Origin of the sequence: Methylobacterium sp. Leaf469 (assembly GCF_001424745.1) — a bacterium.
Classification (GTDB): Bacteria; Pseudomonadota; Alphaproteobacteria; order Rhizobiales; family Beijerinckiaceae; genus Methylobacterium.
In genome coordinates, this window is sequence record NZ_LMRE01000001.1 from 189187 (window position 1) to 206469 (window position 17283).

The window sequence follows — 17283 nt, forward strand, 5'->3', positions numbered from 1 at the left end:
TCCGGTGCGGCCGGCGCCCTGGTAAGCCGCCCGTCATGAAGATCGGCATCCTCGAGACCGGCGATCCGCCCGAGCGCCTGAGTGACCGCTACCCGTCCTACGGGCGGATGGTGGCCGATCTCGTCGGGCCCGGCCATGCCTATACGCACTATGCCGTCGCGCGTGGGACCCTTCCGGCGGGCCCCTCGGAGCAGGACGCCTACCTCATCACCGGGTCCCCGGCGGGCGTCTACGAACCGCTGCCCTGGATCGCCGCCCTCATCGGGTTCCTGCGCACGGTGCCGCCCGAAACGCCGCTGGTGGGCATCTGCTTCGGTCATCAGGTCATGGCCGCCGCCTTCGGCGGGCGGGTGGCGAAATCGCCCAAGGGCTGGGGCATCGGCCTGCACACCTACCGGGTCCGGGCTCGTGCCGCTTGGATGGACGACGTCACCGAAATCGCCGTCCCGGCGATCCATCAGGATCAGGTTCTGGAGCCGCCGCCCGGCACCCTGACCCTCGCGGGCAGCAGCTTCACGCCGTACGGCATCCTCAATTACCGCGACCGGCGCGCAATCTCGTTCCAGGTCCACCCGGAATTCGCGTCCGACTACGCCCTAGCCCTCGTCGCCGGCCACAGCCCTGCGGTACCGCACGAGCCGGCGGTGCACGCAGCAGCCCTCGCCTCGCTGGCGCGAGCCAACGACGGACCACGCCTCGGCGGCTGGATCAGGCGATTTCTGGAGACCGGAGCGTGACGATGGTGCGGGCGGTCGGAATCGAACCGACACTCCTTGCGGAACCGGATTTTGAGTCCGGCGCGTCTACCAATTCCACCACGCCCGCGATGCACGCCTCATGGCACACCTTCGTGATTCAAGCCAGTGGCGATTTTCCACGGCCGCGTGCTCGCCACGCCCTTTGGCCTATGCTCAAAGGGCAGTGCTTTTCCACCCCATCCATCCGGATTCCGCCAAGCCCATGATCCGTCCATGATCCGCCGCCTGTACGAATGGATCCTCGCGCTCGCGGGCAAGCCGTCGGCGCCGTGGGCGCTGGGCGCGGTGTCGTTCGCCGAGAGCTCGTTCTTCCCGGTACCGCCCGACGTGATGATGGTGCCCATGGCGGTGAGCCGGCCCGACCGGGTGTGGTTCTACGCCCTCATCACCACCCTGACCTCGGTGGCCGGCGGCGTGCTCGGCTACGCCATCGGCGCCCTGCTGTTCGATTCCGTCGGCCAATGGGTGTTCCGGGTCTATGGCCTGTCCGAGAAGGCCGCGACGTTCCAGGCGTCCTACGCCGAGTACGGCCATTGGGTGATCCTGCTGAAGGGGCTGACCCCGATCCCATTCAAGCTCGTGACCATCACCTCGGGTTTCGCCCATTACGACCTGTTCTGGTTCGTGGTTCTGTCCCTCGTCACCCGGGGCGCGCGCTTCTTCCTCCTGGCGGGACTTCTCGGGCGCTACGGCGTTCAGATCCGCGGGGTGCTCGACCGGCACCTCAACGTCGTCGCAGCCATCGCGGTCGCGGTGATCATCCTCGGCTTCGTCCTGTTCAAGGTGCTTCTGTAAGATGAACTACGCGACCCTGCTGCGCCTGCGCCGGAGCGCCCTGATCCTCGCCGTCGGCGCGGTGGTGACCCTGGCGGCGGCGCTCTATTTCCAGTTCGTGCTTGGCTACGTGCCGTGCAAGCTCTGCCTCGAGGAGCGCATTCCGTACTACGCGGCGATCCCCCTCGGGATCCTCGCCCTCGTGCTTCCGGAACGCCTGAGCCGCGTTGCCCTGGGCCTGGCCGCCCTCGGGCTGCTCTACGGCGCCGGGTTGAGCGTCTATCACGCCGGCGCCGAGTGGGCGCTCTGGGCCGGTCCGACGGATTGCGGCGGGGGTACCGGGGCGGCACCCGCCACGGTCACGGATTTCCGCGCGACCCTCGAGACCACGCGGGTGGCCGATTGCTCCACCGCCGCTTGGCGGTTCCTGGGCGTCTCGCTCGCCGGCTGGAACGCCGTGGTGGCGTTCGTCCTCGCGTCCATTTCGGGCACGGCCGCCGCGAAGCGCTGATGGGGTCAGTGCCGGTCGTCGGGGGCCGGCGGCAGGGGCGCCACCTCGATACCCTCTTCGACGAGGGCTCGAGCTTCCTTGAGGCTGGCTTCGCCGTAGATCGGGCGGGTCGGGCTCTCGCCGTAGTGCATCCGGCGCGCCTCCTCGGGAAACGCCGTGCCGACATCGTCGGCCGTGCTGGTGACGTGCTCGCGCACGGCTCGCATGAGTGCGCGAACGCGCTGTTCGGGCTCCGAGAACACGGGTGTCGGCGCAGGAGCGGGGACTGGCGCCACCTCGGGCACATCGGCAGCGGGACTGCGAGCCACCGCACGATCGGTGCGGGCGATGGCCGGGGCCATCATTCCCTTGGCCACCCGCGCGGATCCGCAGACCGGACACGCCACCAGCCCACGCGCGGCCTGGTCGTCGTAGGATTCGCTCGACGGAAACCAACTCTCGAAGGCGTGGCTGCCATCGCAGACGAGGGTATACCGGATCATGGGCGGACTCGGGTCGGGATCAGGCGGAATGCCCGATCCGCTCCACGGTGAACGGCCGGGCGTGCAGGAGGGCCGGAATCCGCGCACGGGCGTCGGTGACGCGGGACAGGTCGATCTCCGCCAGGATCACCCCGGGCTCGTTCCCGCCGGCATCGGCCAGAACCTTGCCCCAGGGATCGACGATGAGCGAGTGGCCGTAGGTGTCCCGCCCGTCCTCGTGATGGCCGCCCTGCGCCGCCGAGATCATGAACGATCCCGTCTCGATGGCGCGGGCCCGGTGCAGCACGTGCCAATGGGCCTCGCCGGTCTGCTGGGTGAAACACGCCGGCGCCGTGAGGATCGTGGCGCCGGCCTCGGCCAGCGCCCGGAACAGGGCCGGGAAGCGGATGTCGTAGCAGATGGTGACGCCGATGGGTGCCCACGGCGTATCGGCCACCACCGCACAGGCTCCTCCCGTATACGTGGCGGATTCGCGCCAGCGCTCGCCGTTGGGCAAATCGACGTCGTAGAGATGGACCTTGTCGTAGGACGCGGTGATCGCCCCCTGCCCATCGATGAGGAAGGCACGGTTGGCGATCTTGTCACCGTTGCGCACGGCGAGCGACCCGATCTGGACGACGAGGCCGCGCTCCCGCGCCACCTCGCGCAGGGCCGCCAGCGTCGGGTCTTCGTCCTGGCCGGTGACCTTCTCGAACAGGCTTGCCTTACTGCGCTCGACCAGGGAGGTCATCTCGGGGGTCTGCACGTAATCGGCACCCGCATCCGCCGCCTCGCGCACCAGGGCGACCGCCGCGTCGCGGTTGGCGAGGGGGTCGCGTCCCGAGCGCATCTGCACGCAGGCGGCGACGAAGCGGGATGCGTCCGTCACGAGGCGGACACCATCGGCTCGAGCTTGCCGGCGCCGTTGAGGGCGTAAAGATCGTCACAGCCGCCCACATGGCTCTCACCGACGAAGATCTGCGGCACGCTGGTGCGTCCCCCGGCCCGCTGAACCATGGCGGCGCGCGAGCCGGCCGTCTTCTCGACGTCGATCTCCGTGAAGACGATGCCCTTCTCTCGAAGCAGGCTCTTGGCCGCCGAGCAGTAAGGGCACCAGGCGGTGGTGTAGATCGTAACCGGCTTCATGTCTCAGGGCCCCAAGGCGTTCCACATCGCTTATAGGCGAGCCCGGAGACTCTTCCTACTGCGGCGTTCCGCGGGGCCTGAGGCGATTTTCAGGCCGCGAGCAGCTTCTCGACTTCGTTGACGAGGTCGCGCAGATGGAACGGCTTCGACAGCACCTTGGCGTCCTTCGGAGCCTTCGAATCCGGGTTGAGGGCCACAGCTGCGAAACCCGTGATGAACATCACCTTGATGTCGGGATCGAGCTCGGTGGCGCGGCGCGCCAGCTCGATGCCGTCCATCTCGGGCATCACGATATCCGTGAGGAGCAGCTCGAACGGCTCCTCGCGCAGCCGGTTGTAGGCCGAGAGGCCGTTGTCGAACGAGAGCACGTCGTAACCGGCATTCTGCAACGCCTTGGCCAGGAACCGGCGCATGTCGTTGTCGTCTTCCGCGAGGAGGATCTTCATCGAACGTTGCCTTGTGCCCTTGAGTCGCTGTGTTCTTTCCACAAAGCACCAGCTTGGTAAACAGAACGTTGCCAACGGACGCCGGCCGCCCCCCCGGGCTTGGTGTGCGACGGCACCGTGGCCTGCGGGCGACGGGCGCCGTGACGGTAGACACGGCCCGCACGGCCCCGCACAGTGGGGCCATGCGTTTTCCCGCCCGGACCGAGGCGCCCGCGCCGCGATGACAGAACCGCTCTCCCCTCCGGATCCTCCGGAACATCCCTGGTTCGACCCGCCCTTCCGCGTGGACGAGCCTGAGGCCCACACCCTCCCCTTCGTGTTCAATGCGCCCCATTCCGGGGCCGTGTACCCGCGCGCCTTCGTCGAGGCCTCACGCCTCGACGCTCTGACCCTGCGTCGGTCGGAGGACGCGCATGTCGACCGGCTGTTTGCGCCGGTGGTGGATCTCGGCGCGCCGCTCATGAGCGCGCACTTCCCCCGGGCCTACCTCGACGTGAACCGCGAGCCCTACGAACTCGACCCACGCATGTTCGACGGGCGATTGCCGGCGTTCGCCAACACACGCTCCATGCGGGTGGCCGGCGGACTCGGCACCGTGCCGCGAGTGGTCGCCGACGGACAGGAAATCTATCGCGGACGCCTACCGGTGGAGGACGCGGTCACCCGGATCGAGACTCTCTACAAACCGTATCATCGCACCCTTCGCGGACTGATCCAGCGCACCGCCCGCGATTTCGGCCACGCCATCCTCATCGATTGCCATTCGATGCCGTCCTCGAGCCTCGGCCGGGACGAGTCCGCACGGGCCGACTTCATCCTCGGCGACCGGTTCGGCACCGCCTGCGCGCCCGAGCTCATCGGGGCGTTCGAGGACCACCTTCGTGCCCGTGGATTCCGCACCCTGCGCAACAAGCCCTATGCGGGCGGCTTCATCACCGAACATTACGGCGAACCGAATCTCGGACGCCATGCCCTTCAGGTGGAGATCAACCGTGCCCTCTACATGAACGAAACGAGCCTCGCCCTCGGGCCGGGCTTCTCGGAACTGGTGTGGCACCTGCGGACCGTCGTCGCGGCGGTGGCAGCCGAAGTCGAGGACTGGGCGCCGCGCCGAATGGCGGCGGAGTGAAGCGAGCCATCGCCCTGCCGCCGGCAAATCCGCCCGATCCCGAGGTAAAATTATTTTAAGGCCCGACACGGCGCGCGAAATTTTCGTGACCTCGAGCCAGCCGTTCGGTGGATAGGAGTAGCCCGGCTCGCGCGCTTACCTATAATGCCGGGCAACACGCCGCCGCACGAGCACGCATCCATGCCCTCCCGCATTCCCGATTTCACCGCCGTCGCCTACGCGGCCGATGCCATTGCCGCCCCGGTGCCGCCGATGGGCGAGCCCTGGATGACCCCCGAGGGCATTCCGGTGAAGGGCGTCTACGGACCCGAGGACCGCGAGGGCATCGAGTTCCTGAACACGTATCCGGGCGTGGCGCCGTTCCTGCGCGGGCCGTACCCGACCATGTACGTCACCCAACCCTGGACGATCCGGCAATACGCCGGATTCTCGACGGCGGAGGATTCGAACGCGTTCTACCGGCGCAACCTCGCCGCTGGGCAGAAGGGCCTGTCGGTGGCCTTCGATCTCGCGACCCACCGGGGCTACGATTCCGATCACCCGCGGGTGTCGGGCGATGTCGGCATGGCGGGCGTCGCCATCGACTCGATCTACGACATGCGGACACTGTTCTCCGGCATTCCCCTCGACGAGATGACCGTCTCGATGACCATGAACGGCGCCGTGCTGCCGATCCTGGCCCTCTACATCGTGGCGGCCGAGGAGCAGGGCGTGCCGCCGGAGAAGCTCGCGGGCACGATCCAGAACGACATCCTCAAGGAGTTCATGGTCCGCAACACCTACATCTACCCGCCGGCGGGTTCGATGCGGATCATCGGCGACATCTTCGCCTACACGTCGAAGAACATGCCGAAGTTCAATTCGATCTCGATTTCCGGCTACCACATGCAGGAAGCCGGGGCGACGAACGACCTCGAACTGGCCTACACGCTCGCCGACGGCGTCGAGTACATCAAGGCGGGCCTCGCCGCCGGCCTGACCATCGATCAATTCGCCCCGCGTCTGTCGTTCTTCTGGGCGATCTCGACGAACTTCTTCATGGAGATCGCCAAGATGCGGGCTGCGCGCCTGATCTGGGCCAAGCTCGTCAAGGAATTCGAGCCGAAGACCGACAAGTCCCTGCCGCTGCGCACCCATTCGCAGACGAGCGGCTGGTCGCTGACTGCGCAGGACGTGTTCAACAACGTCACCCGCACATGCATCGAGGCGATGGCGGCGACGCAGGGCGGCACCCAGTCCCTTCACACCAACGCGTTGGACGAGGCGCTGGCGCTGCCGACAGACTTCTCCGCCCGCATCGCCCGCAACACCCAGCTGTTCCTGCAGCAGGAGAGTGGCACGACGCGCGTGGTCGATCCGTGGGGCGGCTCCTACTACGTCGAGAAGCTGACTCAGGACATCGTCGCCCGCGCCTGGGAGCATCTTCGCGAGGTCGAGGAATTGGGTGGCATGGCGAAAGCCATCGAGGCCGGCATCCCGAAGCTGCGCATCGAGGAGGCGGCCGCCCGCGCCCAGGCCCGGATCGATTCCGGCCGGCAGACCATCGTGGGCGTCAACAAGTTCAAGCCGGACGACGACCGCGCCATCGAGCTCATGCGCGTCGACAACGGCAACGTCCGCATGCTGCAGATCGACAAGCTCAAGTGCCTGCGCGCCGAGCGCAGCCAAGCCGATGTCGATGCGGCCCTCGCAGCACTGACCGAGGCGGCGCAGGGCGAAGGCAACCTGTTGGCACTCGGCATCGAAGCGGCGCGGGCCAAGGCCACCGTGGGCGAGATTTCCGATGCCCTGGAGAAGGCCTGGGGTCGGCACCGGGCCGAGATCCGCTCGATTTCGGGCGTCTACAAGCGGGAGGTGGGTGGCATGTCGCCGGCAGTCGAGACGGTCCGTCATCTCGTGGAAGCGTTCGAGGAAAACGACGGGCGCCGTCCGCGCATCCTCGTCGCCAAGATGGGACAGGACGGCCACGACCGCGGCCAGAAGGTCATCGCCTCGGCCTTCGCCGATCTCGGCTTCGACGTCGATATCGGGCCGCTCTTCGCCACCCCGGACGAGGCCGCCCGGCAGGCGGTTGAGAACGACGTCCACATCGTCGGCGTCTCGTCGCTGGCCGCCGGCCACCTCACCCTGGTGCCGGAACTCAAGGCCGCGCTCACCGCGCAGGGGCGCGAGGACGTGATGATCGTCATCGGCGGCGTCATTCCCCCGGGCGATTACCCCGCCCTCCATGCAGCGGGCGCCTCGGCGATCTTCCCGCCCGGCACCGTCATCGCAGAGGCGGCGGTCAAGCTCATCCAGGAGTTGAACGGCCGCCTGGGCTACGCCGCGCGCCAAGCGGCGGAATGATCCACGCGGCCCGGTCCATGCTGGACCCTGGCCCTCCCCTCGCGTGAGTGATCGACCATGGTACAGGCACGTTCCGAACTGATCCACCCCGTGATCCTGTGCGGTGGGTCGGGTACGCGCCTGTGGCCGGCCTCGCGCGAGAGCATGCCGAAGCAGTTCACCCCCCTGGTGAACGCCGACAGCTCGACCTTCCAGGACACGGCGCGCCGTGTGCTGGATCCCGCCGTGTTCGGTCGCCCGACGATCATCAGCAACGCCGAGGCACGGTTCATCGTCGCCGAGCAGCTGCTCCAGGCCGGCGTGCGGGCCGACATCGTGCTGGAGCCCGAGCGCAGGGATTCGGCCGCAGCCGTGGCGGTCGCGGCCCTGCATGCGGCCCGCCGCGATCCGGAAGCCGTCGTTCTGATCCTGGCGGCCGATCACGTCATCGGCGATACGCCGGCCTTCGTCGCCGCCGCGCAGGCGGCCGCCATCGGTGCACGGGCCGGCCGGATCATGACCCTCGGCATAGAACCGACGGGGCCGGCCACCGCCTATGGCTACATCCGGCGCGGAGCGGGCCTCGATGGGGTGCCGGGCGCCTACGCCGTCGAGCGCTTCGTCGAGAAGCCGGATCGCGACGGGGCCGAGCGCCTCATCGGCGAGGGCGCCCTGTGGAACTCCGGCTACTTCCTGTTCCGCGCCGACGTGATGCTGGCCGAGCTCGAAGCGCGGGCGCCCGAGATCCTGTCGGCGACCCGGGCGGCCCTCGACGCCGCGCAAGTCGACCTCGACTTCCTGCGCCTCGACGGCTCCGCCTTCTCGCGGGCTCCGAAGACCTCCATCGACTACGCCGTGATGGAGCGGACCGAGCGGGCCGGCGTGCTCCCGGTCTCGTTCCCGTGGTCGGACGTCGGCACCTGGGACGCCGTGTGGGAAGTCCTGCCCCGCGACGCGTCGGGAAATGCCGTGCGCGGCCGGGTCGAGACCATCGACACCCACGGTAGCCTGATCCACAGCGAGGGCGAACTCCTCACCACCGTGGTCGGCCTCGACGATGTGGTGGTGGTGGCGACTCCGGACGCCGTGCTGGTGACCTCGAAGGCCCGCTCCGGCCAGGTCAAGGACCTCGTCGCCCAGCTTCGCGAGAAGGCCCATCCGGAAGCCGACGCCCATCGGCGGATGTACCGCCCCTGGGGCTGGTACCAGCGCATCGACATCGGCGAACGCTTCCAGGTGAAGCGCATCATGGTGACGCCGGGCGGCCGACTCTCCTTGCAGAAGCACTATCACCGGGCCGAGCACTGGGTGGTGGTGCGGGGCACCGCCGAAGTCACCGTCGACGACCGGGTGGTCCTCGTCCACGAGAACGAAGCGGTCTACCTGCCCATCGGCTCGATGCACCGCCTTACCAACCCGGGCAGGATCGCCCTCGAACTCATCGAGGTCCAGGTCGGCTCGTACACGGGCGAGGACGACATCATCCGGGTCGAGGACATCTACGGGCGCTGAGTCACGCCGCCACCGGCCGATCGGCGCGGCCGCGGTAGGACAGGGCTTCGGCGAGGTGGATGCGACGGACCTGGGCCTCGCCGTCGAGGTCGGCCAGCGTGCGTGCCACCCGCAGGGTGCGGTGGAAGCCGCGGGCCGAGAGGCGCATGGATTCGGCCGCGCTCCGGATCAGGGCGGCCCCTTCCGCATCGGGCGCCGCCACCGCTTCGATCACCGTGGCCGGGCAGGAGGCGTTGGTGACGCTGGGTCCGAGATCCCGGGCAGCGTAACGTGCCGTCTGCAGGGCGCGGGCGGCGGCGACCCGGGCCGCCATCTCGGCCGAGCCTTCCGCCGGCGGCGGCAGGATGAGGTCGGCGGCGGTGACGGCGGCGACTTCGATGCGCAGATCGATGCGATCGAGGAGAGGCCCGGAGATGCGGGCACCGTACTGCGCGACGCAGCGCTCGTTCGGACCCTTGCGGCAGGCGTAGCCCGGCTCGAGGGCTTGACCGCAGCGGCACGGGTTCATGGCCGCCACGAGCTGGAAGCGGGCCGGATAGGTCACCCTGTGGTTGGCGCGGGCGATCATGATCTCCCCCGTCTCCATGGGCTGGCGTAGGGAATCGAGCACCTGTGGGGTGAACTCTGGCAATTCGTCGAGGAACAGGACGCCGCCATGGGCGAGCGACGCCTCGCCCGGCCGGGCGTTGATCCCGCCGCCGACCAGAGCCGCCATCGAGGCGGAGTGATGCGGCTGCCGGAAGGGCCGACGGTTCGACAGCGCCCCATCCTTGAGGGCACCGGCGACGGACTGGATCATGGAGACTTCGAGGAGTTCGCGCGGGGAGAGCGGCGGCAGGATCGAGGGCAGGCGGGCGGCCAGCATCGACTTGCCGGCCCCGGGCGGGCCATTGAACACGAGATTGTGCGATCCGGCCGCCGCGATTTCCAGGGCACGCTTGGCACCCTCCTGGCCCTTAATGTCGCGCAGGTCCGGCAGTGGACCGCCCGACGCGGCGATGGCGGGTTCGGGGCGAGCCAACACCTGCGTGCCCTTGAAGTGGTTGGCGAGCTGGATGAGCGAGCGCGGTGCCAGTACGTCCATGTCGCCCGCCGCCCAAGCCGCCTCCGGCCCGGTGGCAGCCGGACAGATGAGGCCGAGGCCGCGGGCATTGGCCGCCATTGCGGCGGGCAGCACGCCGGAGACCGCCGTGATGGTGCCGTCGAGGGCCAGTTCGCCGAGCACGCAGTAGCCGGCCAAGGCATCGGCCGGCAGGGCGCCGATGGCCGCCATGACAGCGAGCGCGATGGGCAGATCGTAATGGGAGCCCTCTTTGGGCAAATCGGCCGGCGCGAGGTTGACGGTGATGCGCTTGGCCGGCAGCGCCAGCCCCGAGGCGATGAGGGCGGAGCGCACCCGCTCGCGGGATTCTCCCACGGCCTTGTCGGCGAGTCCCACCACCGTGAAGGCCACGAGGCCGGGCGCGATCTGGACCTGCACATCGACGGCCCGCGCCTCGATTCCCTCGAAGGCGACGGTGGCGACGCGGGTGACCATGGCTCTCAACCCTTTGGGACGGCTCGACGGATACAAGCGTAGGCGGCAGTTCGATCGGAAACAACCTTAGCGCACGCAGGACTTCGCAGGGACCGGGAACCGGATCATGCGGTGCATCGTTCGCACCCCACCTCGACCGTCTTTAAGGAGTTCACATGTCGTTCAAGACCACCGGCCTCGCCGCACTCGCCCTCGGCCTCGCCCTTACCGGTGCGGCCCGCGCGGACCGCGAGCCCACCGCCGCCGAGCTGACCCGGATCGACGCCGTGCTGAAGGAGGCGGGCTTCACCAAGTGGAAGAAGATCGAAGTCGAGAGCGACGAGATCGAGGTGGACGACGCCATCGACGCCAACGGCAAGCAGTTCGACCTCAAGCTCGACCCGAAGACCTTTGCGATCGTGAAGCGCAAGCCCGAGTAAGGCGAACGGCAGCGGTCGCTCCCGAGAGGATCACCGCTGCCGTTCGAACGCGGTGCCCGCCGTGCCCCGGCGGACGCCGTCCGGACCCAGAGCTTGCCACTCCGTGAGAACCACCGGTCCGGTCTGGCGTAGGGCGAACAGCGTCTTTCCGATCTCGTAGAGCTTCGTGCCGTAGGCGTTCACGAGCCGCCCATCGCCGTAGGTGTGGAATTTCACCGCGACCGAGGTCGCGTCGCCATCGAGTTTGCAGACGATGGTCTCGTCGGTCTGAAACCCTTCGATCCTGAGAAGACAGTCGCGGTTTCCCCGGCCCGACGCGATGTCGAGGCGATACGTGACGACGATGGGAGAACCACCGGCCGTGCGGCCGCCATCGTGTACGAAGGCGTAGTGTCCGGCCCAGGGTTGAGCGGGGGCCTGCCCCGACACCGTGGTCCCCAGCGCAATGAAACTGGCCGATAGGATCAAGGCGGTGTGGAGCGCCCGCGCCCGAAATGAAGCCATGCCTCGCTCTCCCGTGTCACTGCTGCGGTCCGGCCGCTTGCATCCGCCGCCGGCCCCGGCCATATAGCGCACGGGAGGTTGGCGAGGGACGTTTCACTCGCCAACCGGGTCAGGTCCGGAAGGAAGCAGCCCTAACGAGACCGAGCGGGTCTTCGTCCAGCCTCCCACCTTTCGATCTATAGCCCGCGTGGCGGCATCCCTCCGACCAGGGCGGCGCCAACCCACGCGAAGGCGGCATGGACGCGACCTCCGGCACTCCGAGCGACGCCCCCGGCCTTCCGGGTTTTCCCGAGCCGCAAGCGTCCGCGACGCCCTATCGGGTGCTCGCCCGCAAGTATCGCCCCCAGAACTTTGACGACCTCATCGGACAGGGCGCCATGGTGCGGACCCTGGCCAACGCCTTCGCGGCCAACCGCATCCCCCAGGCGTGGATGCTGACGGGCGTGCGCGGCGTCGGCAAGACCACCACGGCCCGCATCCTGGCGCGGGGCCTGAACTACGTCCGCGACGGCCATCCCGACACCGGTCCCACCATCGCGATGCCCGAACTCGGGCGCCACTGCCAGGCGATCATGGAATCCCGGCACATGGACGTGCTGGAGATGGACGCCGCCTCGCACACGGGCATCGACGACGTGCGCGGGATCATCGACGGCATCCGCTATTCACCCGTCTCGGCCCGCTACAAGGTCTACATCGTCGACGAGGTCCACATGCTCTCCGAGAAGGCGTTCAACGCCTTCCTGAAGACCTTGGAGGAGCCACCACCTCACGCAAAGTTCGTGTTCGCCACCACCGAGATCCGCAAGGTCCCGGTGACGATCCTGTCGCGCTGCCAGCGCTTCGATCTCCGCCGTGTCGAGGCCGACACCCTGGTGTCGCATCTGGCCGGGATCTGCGCCGCCGAGCGTGTCGAGGCCGATGCCGAGGCACTGTCCGCGATCACGCGGGCGGCGGAGGGCTCGGTGCGGGACGCCCTCTCGCTCCTCGATCAGGCCATCGCGCACGGCGCCGGACACGTGAGTGCCCAGGGCGTACGGGACATGCTGGGTCTGGCCGACCGGGGCCGTATCGTCGACCTGTTCGAGGCGGTGATGCGCGGCGACATTCCGGCGAGCTTTTCCGAGGTGCGCGGCCAGTACGAGGCGGGCGCCGACCCCGCCGTGATCCTGTCGGATCTCGCGAGCTTCACCCACCTCGTCACCCGCCTGAAGCTGGTACCGGAGGAGGCCGCGGCCGATCCGACCCTGAGCGAGGCGGAGCGGTCGCGCGGCGGCGAATTCGCGGGCAAGCTCTCCGTCCGGGTGCTATCGCGGGCGTGGCAGATCCTCCTCAAGGCGATTCCGGAAGTACAGACTGCGACGCGGCCGCTGGCCGCCGCCGAGATGGCCCTGGTGCGCCTCGCCTACGCGGCCGATCTGCCGACCCCCGACGAAGCCCTGCGTCAGTTCAAGGGCGAGGCCCTGGCGGCTCCGGCCCGGACACCGGCTGACACCCACGCCAGTTCCGCACCCGTCACGGCGCAGGGACGCCCGGCCCTGCCGCCGATCCCGACCTTCTCGTCCGAGCCGCCGCCGCGCCCGGCCCTGTCCATGGTGGCCGGCGGCGGTGGCCGTCCGGCCCTATCGATGGTCGCGCCCTCGCCCATTCCGAGCCAGGCGCCCGCACCGAGCCAAGCCCCCTCCCCCGAACCAGAAGGCCCACGGCTGACGCGCTTTGCAGACGTCGTCGCGCTGGCCGACACCAAGCGCGACATCGGCCTGAAGATGGCCCTGGAGCGCGAGGTCCATCTCGTGCGCTTCGAGGAGGGACGCATCGAGTTCCGTCTCGCGGAGGGCGGGCGCCAGACCATCGCCAACGACCTCGCCAAGGCCCTCGACCTGTGGACGGGCCGGCGCTGGATCGTCGCCTTGTCGAAAGAGGCCGGCGAGCCGACCCTCGACGCCACGGCACGGGCCGCGACGGAAACCCGTCATCAGAGCGCCGCCGCCCATCCCCTCGTGCGTGCGGTGATGGCGGGCTTCCCCGGTGCCCAGATCGTCGACGTGCGCGACAAGACCCCTGAGATTGCGGTCGAGGCTCCGCCGACGGGCGAGGCCGAGACCGAAGACACGGACGGCGAGGCATAGCGCCGGCGCCGCTCCGTCCCCAGATCAGGCCGAACGCCCCACCCGATACAGCCGAAGGACATTACGAGCATGCGCGACCTCATGGGCATGATGAAGCAGGCGCAGGCCATGCAGGAGAAGATGGCCGCCCTGCAGGGTGAACTCGACACCGTCGAGGTATCGGGCGCCTCCGGCGGCGGCGCCGTACGGGTGACCATGACGGCCAAGGGACAGGTGAAGGGCGTGCAGCTCGATCCGACCCTGATGAACCCGGATGAGCGCGAGATCCTGGAGGATCTCATCGTCGCCGCCATGAACGACGCCCGGGGCAAGGCCGAGCAGGTCGCCGCCGAGCGCATGGGCGAGCTGACCAAGGGCCTGCCCCTGCCGCCCGGCCTGAAACTCTTTTAGGGGCTCGAAGGGGGCGACCCGCAGGTCGCCCCCTTCGAGAAATCAGGCTGCGATCGCCTGAGCGGACGGCTCGGCCGCCCGCACGTCGGCGTCGACGTGTTCGGCGAAGCGCTTGAAGTTCTCCTGGAACATGGCGACGAGGCGCGTCGCCGTTTCGGCGAAAGCGACCTTGTTGGTCCAGGTTTCCACGGGTGACAGCACCTGCGCCTCGACGCCCGGCACCGAGACCGGCACCTGGAACCCGAAATACGGATCGCGCCGGAATTCGACCTGGGACAGGGATCCGTCCAAGGCTGCCGTGAGCAGGCGGCGCGTGACGCGGATCGGCATGCGTCGGCCCGTGCCGACACCACCCCCGGTCCACCCGGTGTTCACGAGCCAGCAGTCGACCGCGTGCTTCGCGATGAGGTCGCGCAGCAGATTGCCGTAGACGCTCGGGTGACGCGGCATGAACGGCGCCCCGAAGCAAGTCGAGAACGTCGCCTCCGGGGCCGTCAGGCCGCGTTCGGTGCCCGCGACCTTGGCGGTGTAGCCCGAGAGGAAGTGGTACATCGCCTCTGCCCCCGTGAGCCGTGCGATGGGCGGCATCACCCCGAACGCATCGCAGGTGAGCATGACGATGTTCTTCGGGTGCGCAGCGCGTCCCGTGGTGCTCGCATTGGCGATGAAGTCGAGGGGATAGGCGCAGCGGGTGTTCTCCGTGCGGGAGGCGTCGTCGAAATCGGGCACCCGGGTTTCGGGATCGATGACCACGTTCTCCATCACCGTGCCGAAGCGCTCGGTGGTGGCGTAGATCTCGGGTTCGGCGTTCCGGGAGAGGCGGATGGTCTTGGCGTAACAGCCGCCCTCGAAGTTGAAGATCCCATCCGGGCTCCAGCCGTGCTCGTCGTCGCCGAGCAGCATGCGCGAGGAGTCGTTGGAGAGGGTCGTCTTGCCCGTGCCCGACAGGCCGAAGAACAGGGCCGACTGGCCGGCCTCGTCGAGGGCCACGTTGGCCGAGCAGTGCATCGGCATCACCCCGACCTTGGGCAGCCGGTAATTGAGGTAGGTGAAGACCGACTTCTTCATCTCGCCGGCGTAGGCCGACCCGCCGATGAGCACGAGGCGTCGCGAGAAATCGATGGCGATGACCGTCTTCGAGCGGCAGCCGTGGCGATGCGGCTGAGCCTCGAAGCTCGGCAGATCGATGATCGTCAGTTCCGGCACGAAATCCGACAGGGTCTCGCGCTCGGGCCGGATCAGCAGGTTGCGGATGAACAGGGAGTGCCAGGCGAGCTCGGTGAACACCCGGGCCTTGACCCTGTGGCACGGGTCGGCGCCGCCATGGAGATCCTGGGCGAACAGTTCGCGACCCTCGGCATGGCCGAGGAAATCCTGATAGAGCGTCTCGAACTGCTCGGGCGTGATCGCGCCGTTGTTCTCCCACCAGACCTCGTTCTCGGTGGCCTCGTCCCGCACCACGAACTTGTCCTTCGGCGAGCGCCCCGTGTGGCTTCCCGTGGTCGCCACCAGGGCGCCGCCCTGCGCGAGTTCCGCCTCGTTGCGGCGCAGCGCCTCTTCGTAGAGCCGCGGAGCTTCGAGATTCCAATGCACGGCTTTCAGCTGGCGCAGGCCGATGGCCTCCGCGCCGTGGCCCGAATTGAAAAGTCCGATGTTGGTCATGCGCGTTCCTCCTCGGGCCCCTGATCGCTCCGCCGGGCCGGACTCGTGTGTGGGGCGTCCGCGCGGTCGTTCAGGTCCGCCGCGCGCAGGTTCGCCGCCCCACGAGTCACCGTTTGTGCTCGGTTCCTCAAATCTTGCCGACAAATCACGTTTGCGACAATGGAAAAAGAAATTTGAATTCTCCGTATCCCGCGCGGGCGTAGGCCTGCGGGGGCGAAACCGGAGCGGCGCGACCCTATGTGTGGAGAATTCCTGCTTTCGCCGGGTACGCCTCACCCGCTATCCCGCTTGAACCATGTGGTGGCCTCGGGCCATCCGCACGAGCCCAGACGGACCGTTCATGCCCCAAGCCGTCGCCGGTCCCGAGATCGAGCGCCTGATCCAGCTCCTCGCCCGCATGCCGGGCCTCGGCCCGCGCTCGGCCCGGCGCGCGGCCCTACAGCTCATCAAGAAGCGGGAAACCCTGCTCGCTCCCTTGGCCGACGCCATGCGGGTCGCCTCGGAGCGCATCGTCGTGTGCAGCGCCTGCGGCAACGTCGATACCGCCGAGCCCTGCACCATCTGCCGCGACGAGAGCCGCGACCCCTCGACCCTCGTGGTGGTGGAGGACGTCTCAGACCTCTGGGCTCTGGAGCGCTCGGGCGCGGTGACGGCCCGTTACCACGTGCTCGGCGGCGTACTGTCGGCGCTCGACGGCGTGCGGCCGGAGCACCTCAACCTCGACAGCCTCGTGGCGCGCGCCGGCGACCCGGCCATGCGCGAGATCATCCTAGCGCTGAACGCCACGGTCGACGGTCAGACCACGGCGCATTACGTCACCGAATCGCTGAAGGTCCATGGACTGAAGATCACCCGCCTCGCCCACGGTGTGCCGGTGGGCGGCGAACTCGACTACCTCGACGAGGGCACGCTGACGGCCGCCATCCGCAGCCGCACACCCTTCTGACGGGCGGACGCACGGGTCATTTGACCGCTCATCGGCACGACCTTATCTGCTGGGGATCGCGGCGCCGCGATCCCCACAGCCGAACCCCATCACGCCATGACCATCCGTCCGCTCGTCATCCTGCCCGACCCGATCCTGCGCAAGGTCTCCGAGCCCGTCGGCCCCGTGACGGACGAGATCCGTACCCTGGTCGCCGATATGCTGGAGACGATGTACGACGCTCCGGGCGTCGGCCTCGCGGCGATCCAGATCGGGGTGGCGAAGCGCGTCGTCACCATCGACACGTCGAAGGACGAGGACGACCGCCGGCCGCAGGTCTTTCTCGATCCCGAGATCGTCTGGGGCTCGGAGGAGAAGCGGGTCTACGACGAGGGCTGCCTCTCGATCCCGGATTATTATGGCGAGGTCGAACGGCCGGACCGGGTCCGCGTGCGGTTCCGCGGCCTCGATGGCGCGACGCAGGAGATCGAGACCGACGGCTTGCTCGCCACCTGCATCCAGCACGAGATCGACCACCTCGACGGCGTGCTGTTCATCGACCACCTGTCGAAGCTGAAGCGCGACCGGGTGGTGAAGAAGTTCGCCAAGGCGGCCAAGCGCGACGCCGCGTGATCCCACGTTAGGAAAAAGCCCG

Annotated in this window: 18 protein-coding genes, 1 tRNA gene and 1 other RNA gene; 12 read left to right on the plus strand and 8 right to left on the minus strand. The window is 68.4% G+C overall.

Going from position 1 to position 17283, the window contains the following annotated elements; all coding sequences use genetic code 11:
• Positions 1 to 35: 35 nt before the first annotated feature.
• A complete protein-coding gene (locus ASG60_RS00805; protein WP_056171788.1) occupies positions 36 to 737 on the plus strand; it encodes a glutamine amidotransferase in 702 nt (233 codons plus the stop codon).
• A gap of 3 nt (positions 738 to 740) precedes the next feature.
• Here ASG60_RS00805 and ASG60_RS00810 read toward each other — a convergent pair.
• Positions 741 to 825: transfer RNA gene (locus ASG60_RS00810), tRNA-Leu, on the minus strand.
• A 146-nt stretch (positions 826 to 971) separates the two neighbouring features.
• Here ASG60_RS00810 and ASG60_RS00815 point away from each other — a divergent pair.
• Both ASG60_RS00815 and ASG60_RS00820 read left to right on the plus strand, forming a co-directional pair.
• Complete coding sequence (locus ASG60_RS00815; protein WP_056171790.1) at positions 972 to 1553, plus strand: YqaA family protein; 582 nt, start codon at positions 972 to 974, stop codon at positions 1551 to 1553.
• Position 1554: 1 nt separating this feature from the next.
• The gene (locus tag ASG60_RS00820; protein ID WP_056383974.1) at positions 1555 to 2043 is read left to right on the plus strand and encodes a disulfide bond formation protein B; all 489 of its coding nucleotides are present in this window, start codon (positions 1555 to 1557) and stop codon (positions 2041 to 2043) included.
• Between the two features lie 5 nt (positions 2044 to 2048).
• Here the strand turns inward: ASG60_RS00820 and ASG60_RS00825 are convergent, their stop codons facing one another.
• The 4 genes from ASG60_RS00825 to ASG60_RS00840 form a co-directional block, all read right to left on the minus strand.
• Positions 2049 to 2525, minus strand: a complete 477-nt coding sequence (locus tag ASG60_RS00825) for a DUF1178 family protein (protein ID WP_056171794.1) — start codon at positions 2523 to 2525, stop codon at positions 2049 to 2051.
• 19 nt (positions 2526 to 2544) lie between these two features.
• Positions 2545 to 3393, minus strand: coding sequence for a carbon-nitrogen hydrolase family protein (locus ASG60_RS00830; RefSeq protein ID WP_274533790.1), 849 nt, complete (start codon positions 3391 to 3393; stop codon positions 2545 to 2547).
• Entirely contained in the window at positions 3390 to 3650 is a 261-nt protein-coding gene (grxC, locus tag ASG60_RS00835; RefSeq protein WP_056171797.1) for a glutaredoxin 3, read from the minus strand. Before grxC ends, ASG60_RS00830 begins: the two co-directional genes overlap by 4 nt.
• Before the next feature lie 89 nt (positions 3651 to 3739).
• Positions 3740 to 4096: a response regulator gene (locus ASG60_RS00840; protein WP_003603128.1), complete on the minus strand. Its 357-nt coding sequence runs from the start codon at positions 4094 to 4096 to the stop codon at positions 3740 to 3742.
• 220 nt (positions 4097 to 4316) lie between these two features.
• On the opposite strand from ASG60_RS00840, the gene ASG60_RS00845 reads away from it, so the two are divergent.
• From ASG60_RS00845 to ASG60_RS00855, 3 genes are all read left to right on the plus strand, one after another.
• Positions 4317 to 5225, plus strand: a complete 909-nt coding sequence (locus ASG60_RS00845; RefSeq protein WP_056383976.1) for an N-formylglutamate amidohydrolase — start codon at positions 4317 to 4319, stop codon at positions 5223 to 5225.
• A 180-nt stretch (positions 5226 to 5405) separates the two neighbouring features.
• A complete protein-coding gene (gene scpA / locus ASG60_RS00850) occupies positions 5406 to 7571 on the plus strand; it encodes a methylmalonyl-CoA mutase (protein WP_056384276.1) in 2166 nt (721 codons plus the stop codon).
• Between the two features lie 57 nt (positions 7572 to 7628).
• The gene (locus ASG60_RS00855; protein WP_056383978.1) at positions 7629 to 9062 is read left to right on the plus strand and encodes a mannose-1-phosphate guanylyltransferase/mannose-6-phosphate isomerase; all 1434 of its coding nucleotides are present in this window, start codon (positions 7629 to 7631) and stop codon (positions 9060 to 9062) included.
• 1 nt (position 9063) lies between these two features.
• Here the strand turns inward: ASG60_RS00855 and ASG60_RS00860 are convergent, their stop codons facing one another.
• Positions 9064 to 10599: a YifB family Mg chelatase-like AAA ATPase gene (locus ASG60_RS00860; RefSeq protein ID WP_056171803.1), complete on the minus strand. Its 1536-nt coding sequence runs from the start codon at positions 10597 to 10599 to the stop codon at positions 9064 to 9066.
• 155 nt (positions 10600 to 10754) lie between these two features.
• Between ASG60_RS00860 and ASG60_RS00865 the strand changes: the two genes are divergently transcribed.
• Complete coding sequence (locus tag ASG60_RS00865) at positions 10755 to 11018, plus strand: PepSY domain-containing protein (RefSeq protein ID WP_056171805.1); 264 nt, start codon at positions 10755 to 10757, stop codon at positions 11016 to 11018.
• Between the two features lie 30 nt (positions 11019 to 11048).
• Here the strand turns inward: ASG60_RS00865 and ASG60_RS00870 are convergent, their stop codons facing one another.
• Positions 11049 to 11522, minus strand: coding sequence for a DUF5991 domain-containing protein (locus ASG60_RS00870; RefSeq protein ID WP_056383980.1), 474 nt, complete (start codon positions 11520 to 11522; stop codon positions 11049 to 11051).
• Between the two features lie 72 nt (positions 11523 to 11594).
• On the opposite strand from ASG60_RS00870, the gene ffs reads away from it, so the two are divergent.
• The 3 genes from ffs to ASG60_RS00880 all read left to right on the plus strand — a co-directional run bounded on the left by ffs (position 11595) and on the right by ASG60_RS00880 (position 14041).
• Positions 11595 to 11691: signal recognition particle sRNA small type (gene ffs, locus ASG60_RS21690), an RNA gene on the plus strand.
• A gap of 67 nt (positions 11692 to 11758) precedes the next feature.
• The gene (locus ASG60_RS00875; RefSeq protein WP_056383982.1) at positions 11759 to 13651 is read left to right on the plus strand and encodes a DNA polymerase III subunit gamma/tau; all 1893 of its coding nucleotides are present in this window, start codon (positions 11759 to 11761) and stop codon (positions 13649 to 13651) included.
• 69 nt (positions 13652 to 13720) lie between these two features.
• Positions 13721 to 14041 (plus strand): YbaB/EbfC family nucleoid-associated protein, encoded by a 321-nt coding sequence (locus tag ASG60_RS00880; RefSeq protein WP_056171811.1) that lies wholly within the window; start codon positions 13721 to 13723, stop codon positions 14039 to 14041.
• Positions 14042 to 14083: 42 nt separating this feature from the next.
• Here ASG60_RS00880 and ASG60_RS00885 read toward each other — a convergent pair whose 3' ends face one another.
• Complete coding sequence (locus ASG60_RS00885) at positions 14084 to 15703, minus strand: phosphoenolpyruvate carboxykinase (protein WP_056383984.1); 1620 nt, start codon at positions 15701 to 15703, stop codon at positions 14084 to 14086.
• 340 nt (positions 15704 to 16043) lie between these two features.
• On the opposite strand from ASG60_RS00885, the gene recR reads away from it, so the two are divergent.
• On the plus strand, positions 16044 to 16649 hold the full coding sequence (gene recR, locus ASG60_RS00890) for a recombination mediator RecR (protein WP_056171814.1): 606 nt from the start codon (positions 16044 to 16046) through the stop codon (positions 16647 to 16649).
• A 96-nt stretch (positions 16650 to 16745) separates the two neighbouring features.
• Positions 16746 to 17261, plus strand: coding sequence for a peptide deformylase (def, locus tag ASG60_RS00895; RefSeq protein ID WP_056171816.1), 516 nt, complete (start codon positions 16746 to 16748; stop codon positions 17259 to 17261).
• The last annotated feature ends 22 nt before the right edge of the window (positions 17262 to 17283 follow it).

Bases quoted from the DNA above. Each gene is read 5' to 3' on its own strand.
- ASG60_RS00805 (WP_056171788.1), top strand. From the start codon at position 36: ATGAAGATCGGCATCCTCGAGACCGGCGATCCGCCCGAGCGCCTGAGT.
- ASG60_RS00815 (WP_056171790.1), top strand. From the start codon at position 972: ATGATCCGCCGCCTGTACGAATGGATCCTCGCGCTCGCGGGCAAGCCG.
- ASG60_RS00820 (WP_056383974.1), top strand. From the start codon at position 1,555: ATGAACTACGCGACCCTGCTGCGCCTGCGCCGGAGCGCCCTGATCCTC.
- ASG60_RS00825 (WP_056171794.1), bottom strand. From the start codon at position 2,525: ATGATCCGGTATACCCTCGTCTGCGATGGCAGCCACGCCTTCGAGAGT.
- grxC (WP_056171797.1), bottom strand. From the start codon at position 3,650: ATGAAGCCGGTTACGATCTACACCACCGCCTGGTGCCCTTACTGCTCG.
- ASG60_RS00840 (WP_003603128.1), bottom strand. From the start codon at position 4,096: ATGAAGATCCTCCTCGCGGAAGACGACAACGACATGCGCCGGTTCCTG.
- ASG60_RS00845 (WP_056383976.1), top strand. From the start codon at position 4,317: ATGACAGAACCGCTCTCCCCTCCGGATCCTCCGGAACATCCCTGGTTC.
- scpA (WP_056384276.1), top strand. From the start codon at position 5,406: ATGCCCTCCCGCATTCCCGATTTCACCGCCGTCGCCTACGCGGCCGAT.
- ASG60_RS00855 (WP_056383978.1), top strand. From the start codon at position 7,629: ATGGTACAGGCACGTTCCGAACTGATCCACCCCGTGATCCTGTGCGGT.
- ASG60_RS00860 (WP_056171803.1), bottom strand. From the start codon at position 10,599: ATGGTCACCCGCGTCGCCACCGTCGCCTTCGAGGGAATCGAGGCGCGG.
- ASG60_RS00865 (WP_056171805.1), top strand. From the start codon at position 10,755: ATGTCGTTCAAGACCACCGGCCTCGCCGCACTCGCCCTCGGCCTCGCC.
- ASG60_RS00870 (WP_056383980.1), bottom strand. From the start codon at position 11,522: ATGGCTTCATTTCGGGCGCGGGCGCTCCACACCGCCTTGATCCTATCG.
- ASG60_RS00875 (WP_056383982.1), top strand. From the start codon at position 11,759: ATGGACGCGACCTCCGGCACTCCGAGCGACGCCCCCGGCCTTCCGGGT.
- ASG60_RS00880 (WP_056171811.1), top strand. From the start codon at position 13,721: ATGCGCGACCTCATGGGCATGATGAAGCAGGCGCAGGCCATGCAGGAG.
- ASG60_RS00885 (WP_056383984.1), bottom strand. From the start codon at position 15,703: ATGACCAACATCGGACTTTTCAATTCGGGCCACGGCGCGGAGGCCATC.
- recR (WP_056171814.1), top strand. From the start codon at position 16,044: ATGCCCCAAGCCGTCGCCGGTCCCGAGATCGAGCGCCTGATCCAGCTC.
- def (WP_056171816.1), top strand. From the start codon at position 16,746: ATGACCATCCGTCCGCTCGTCATCCTGCCCGACCCGATCCTGCGCAAG.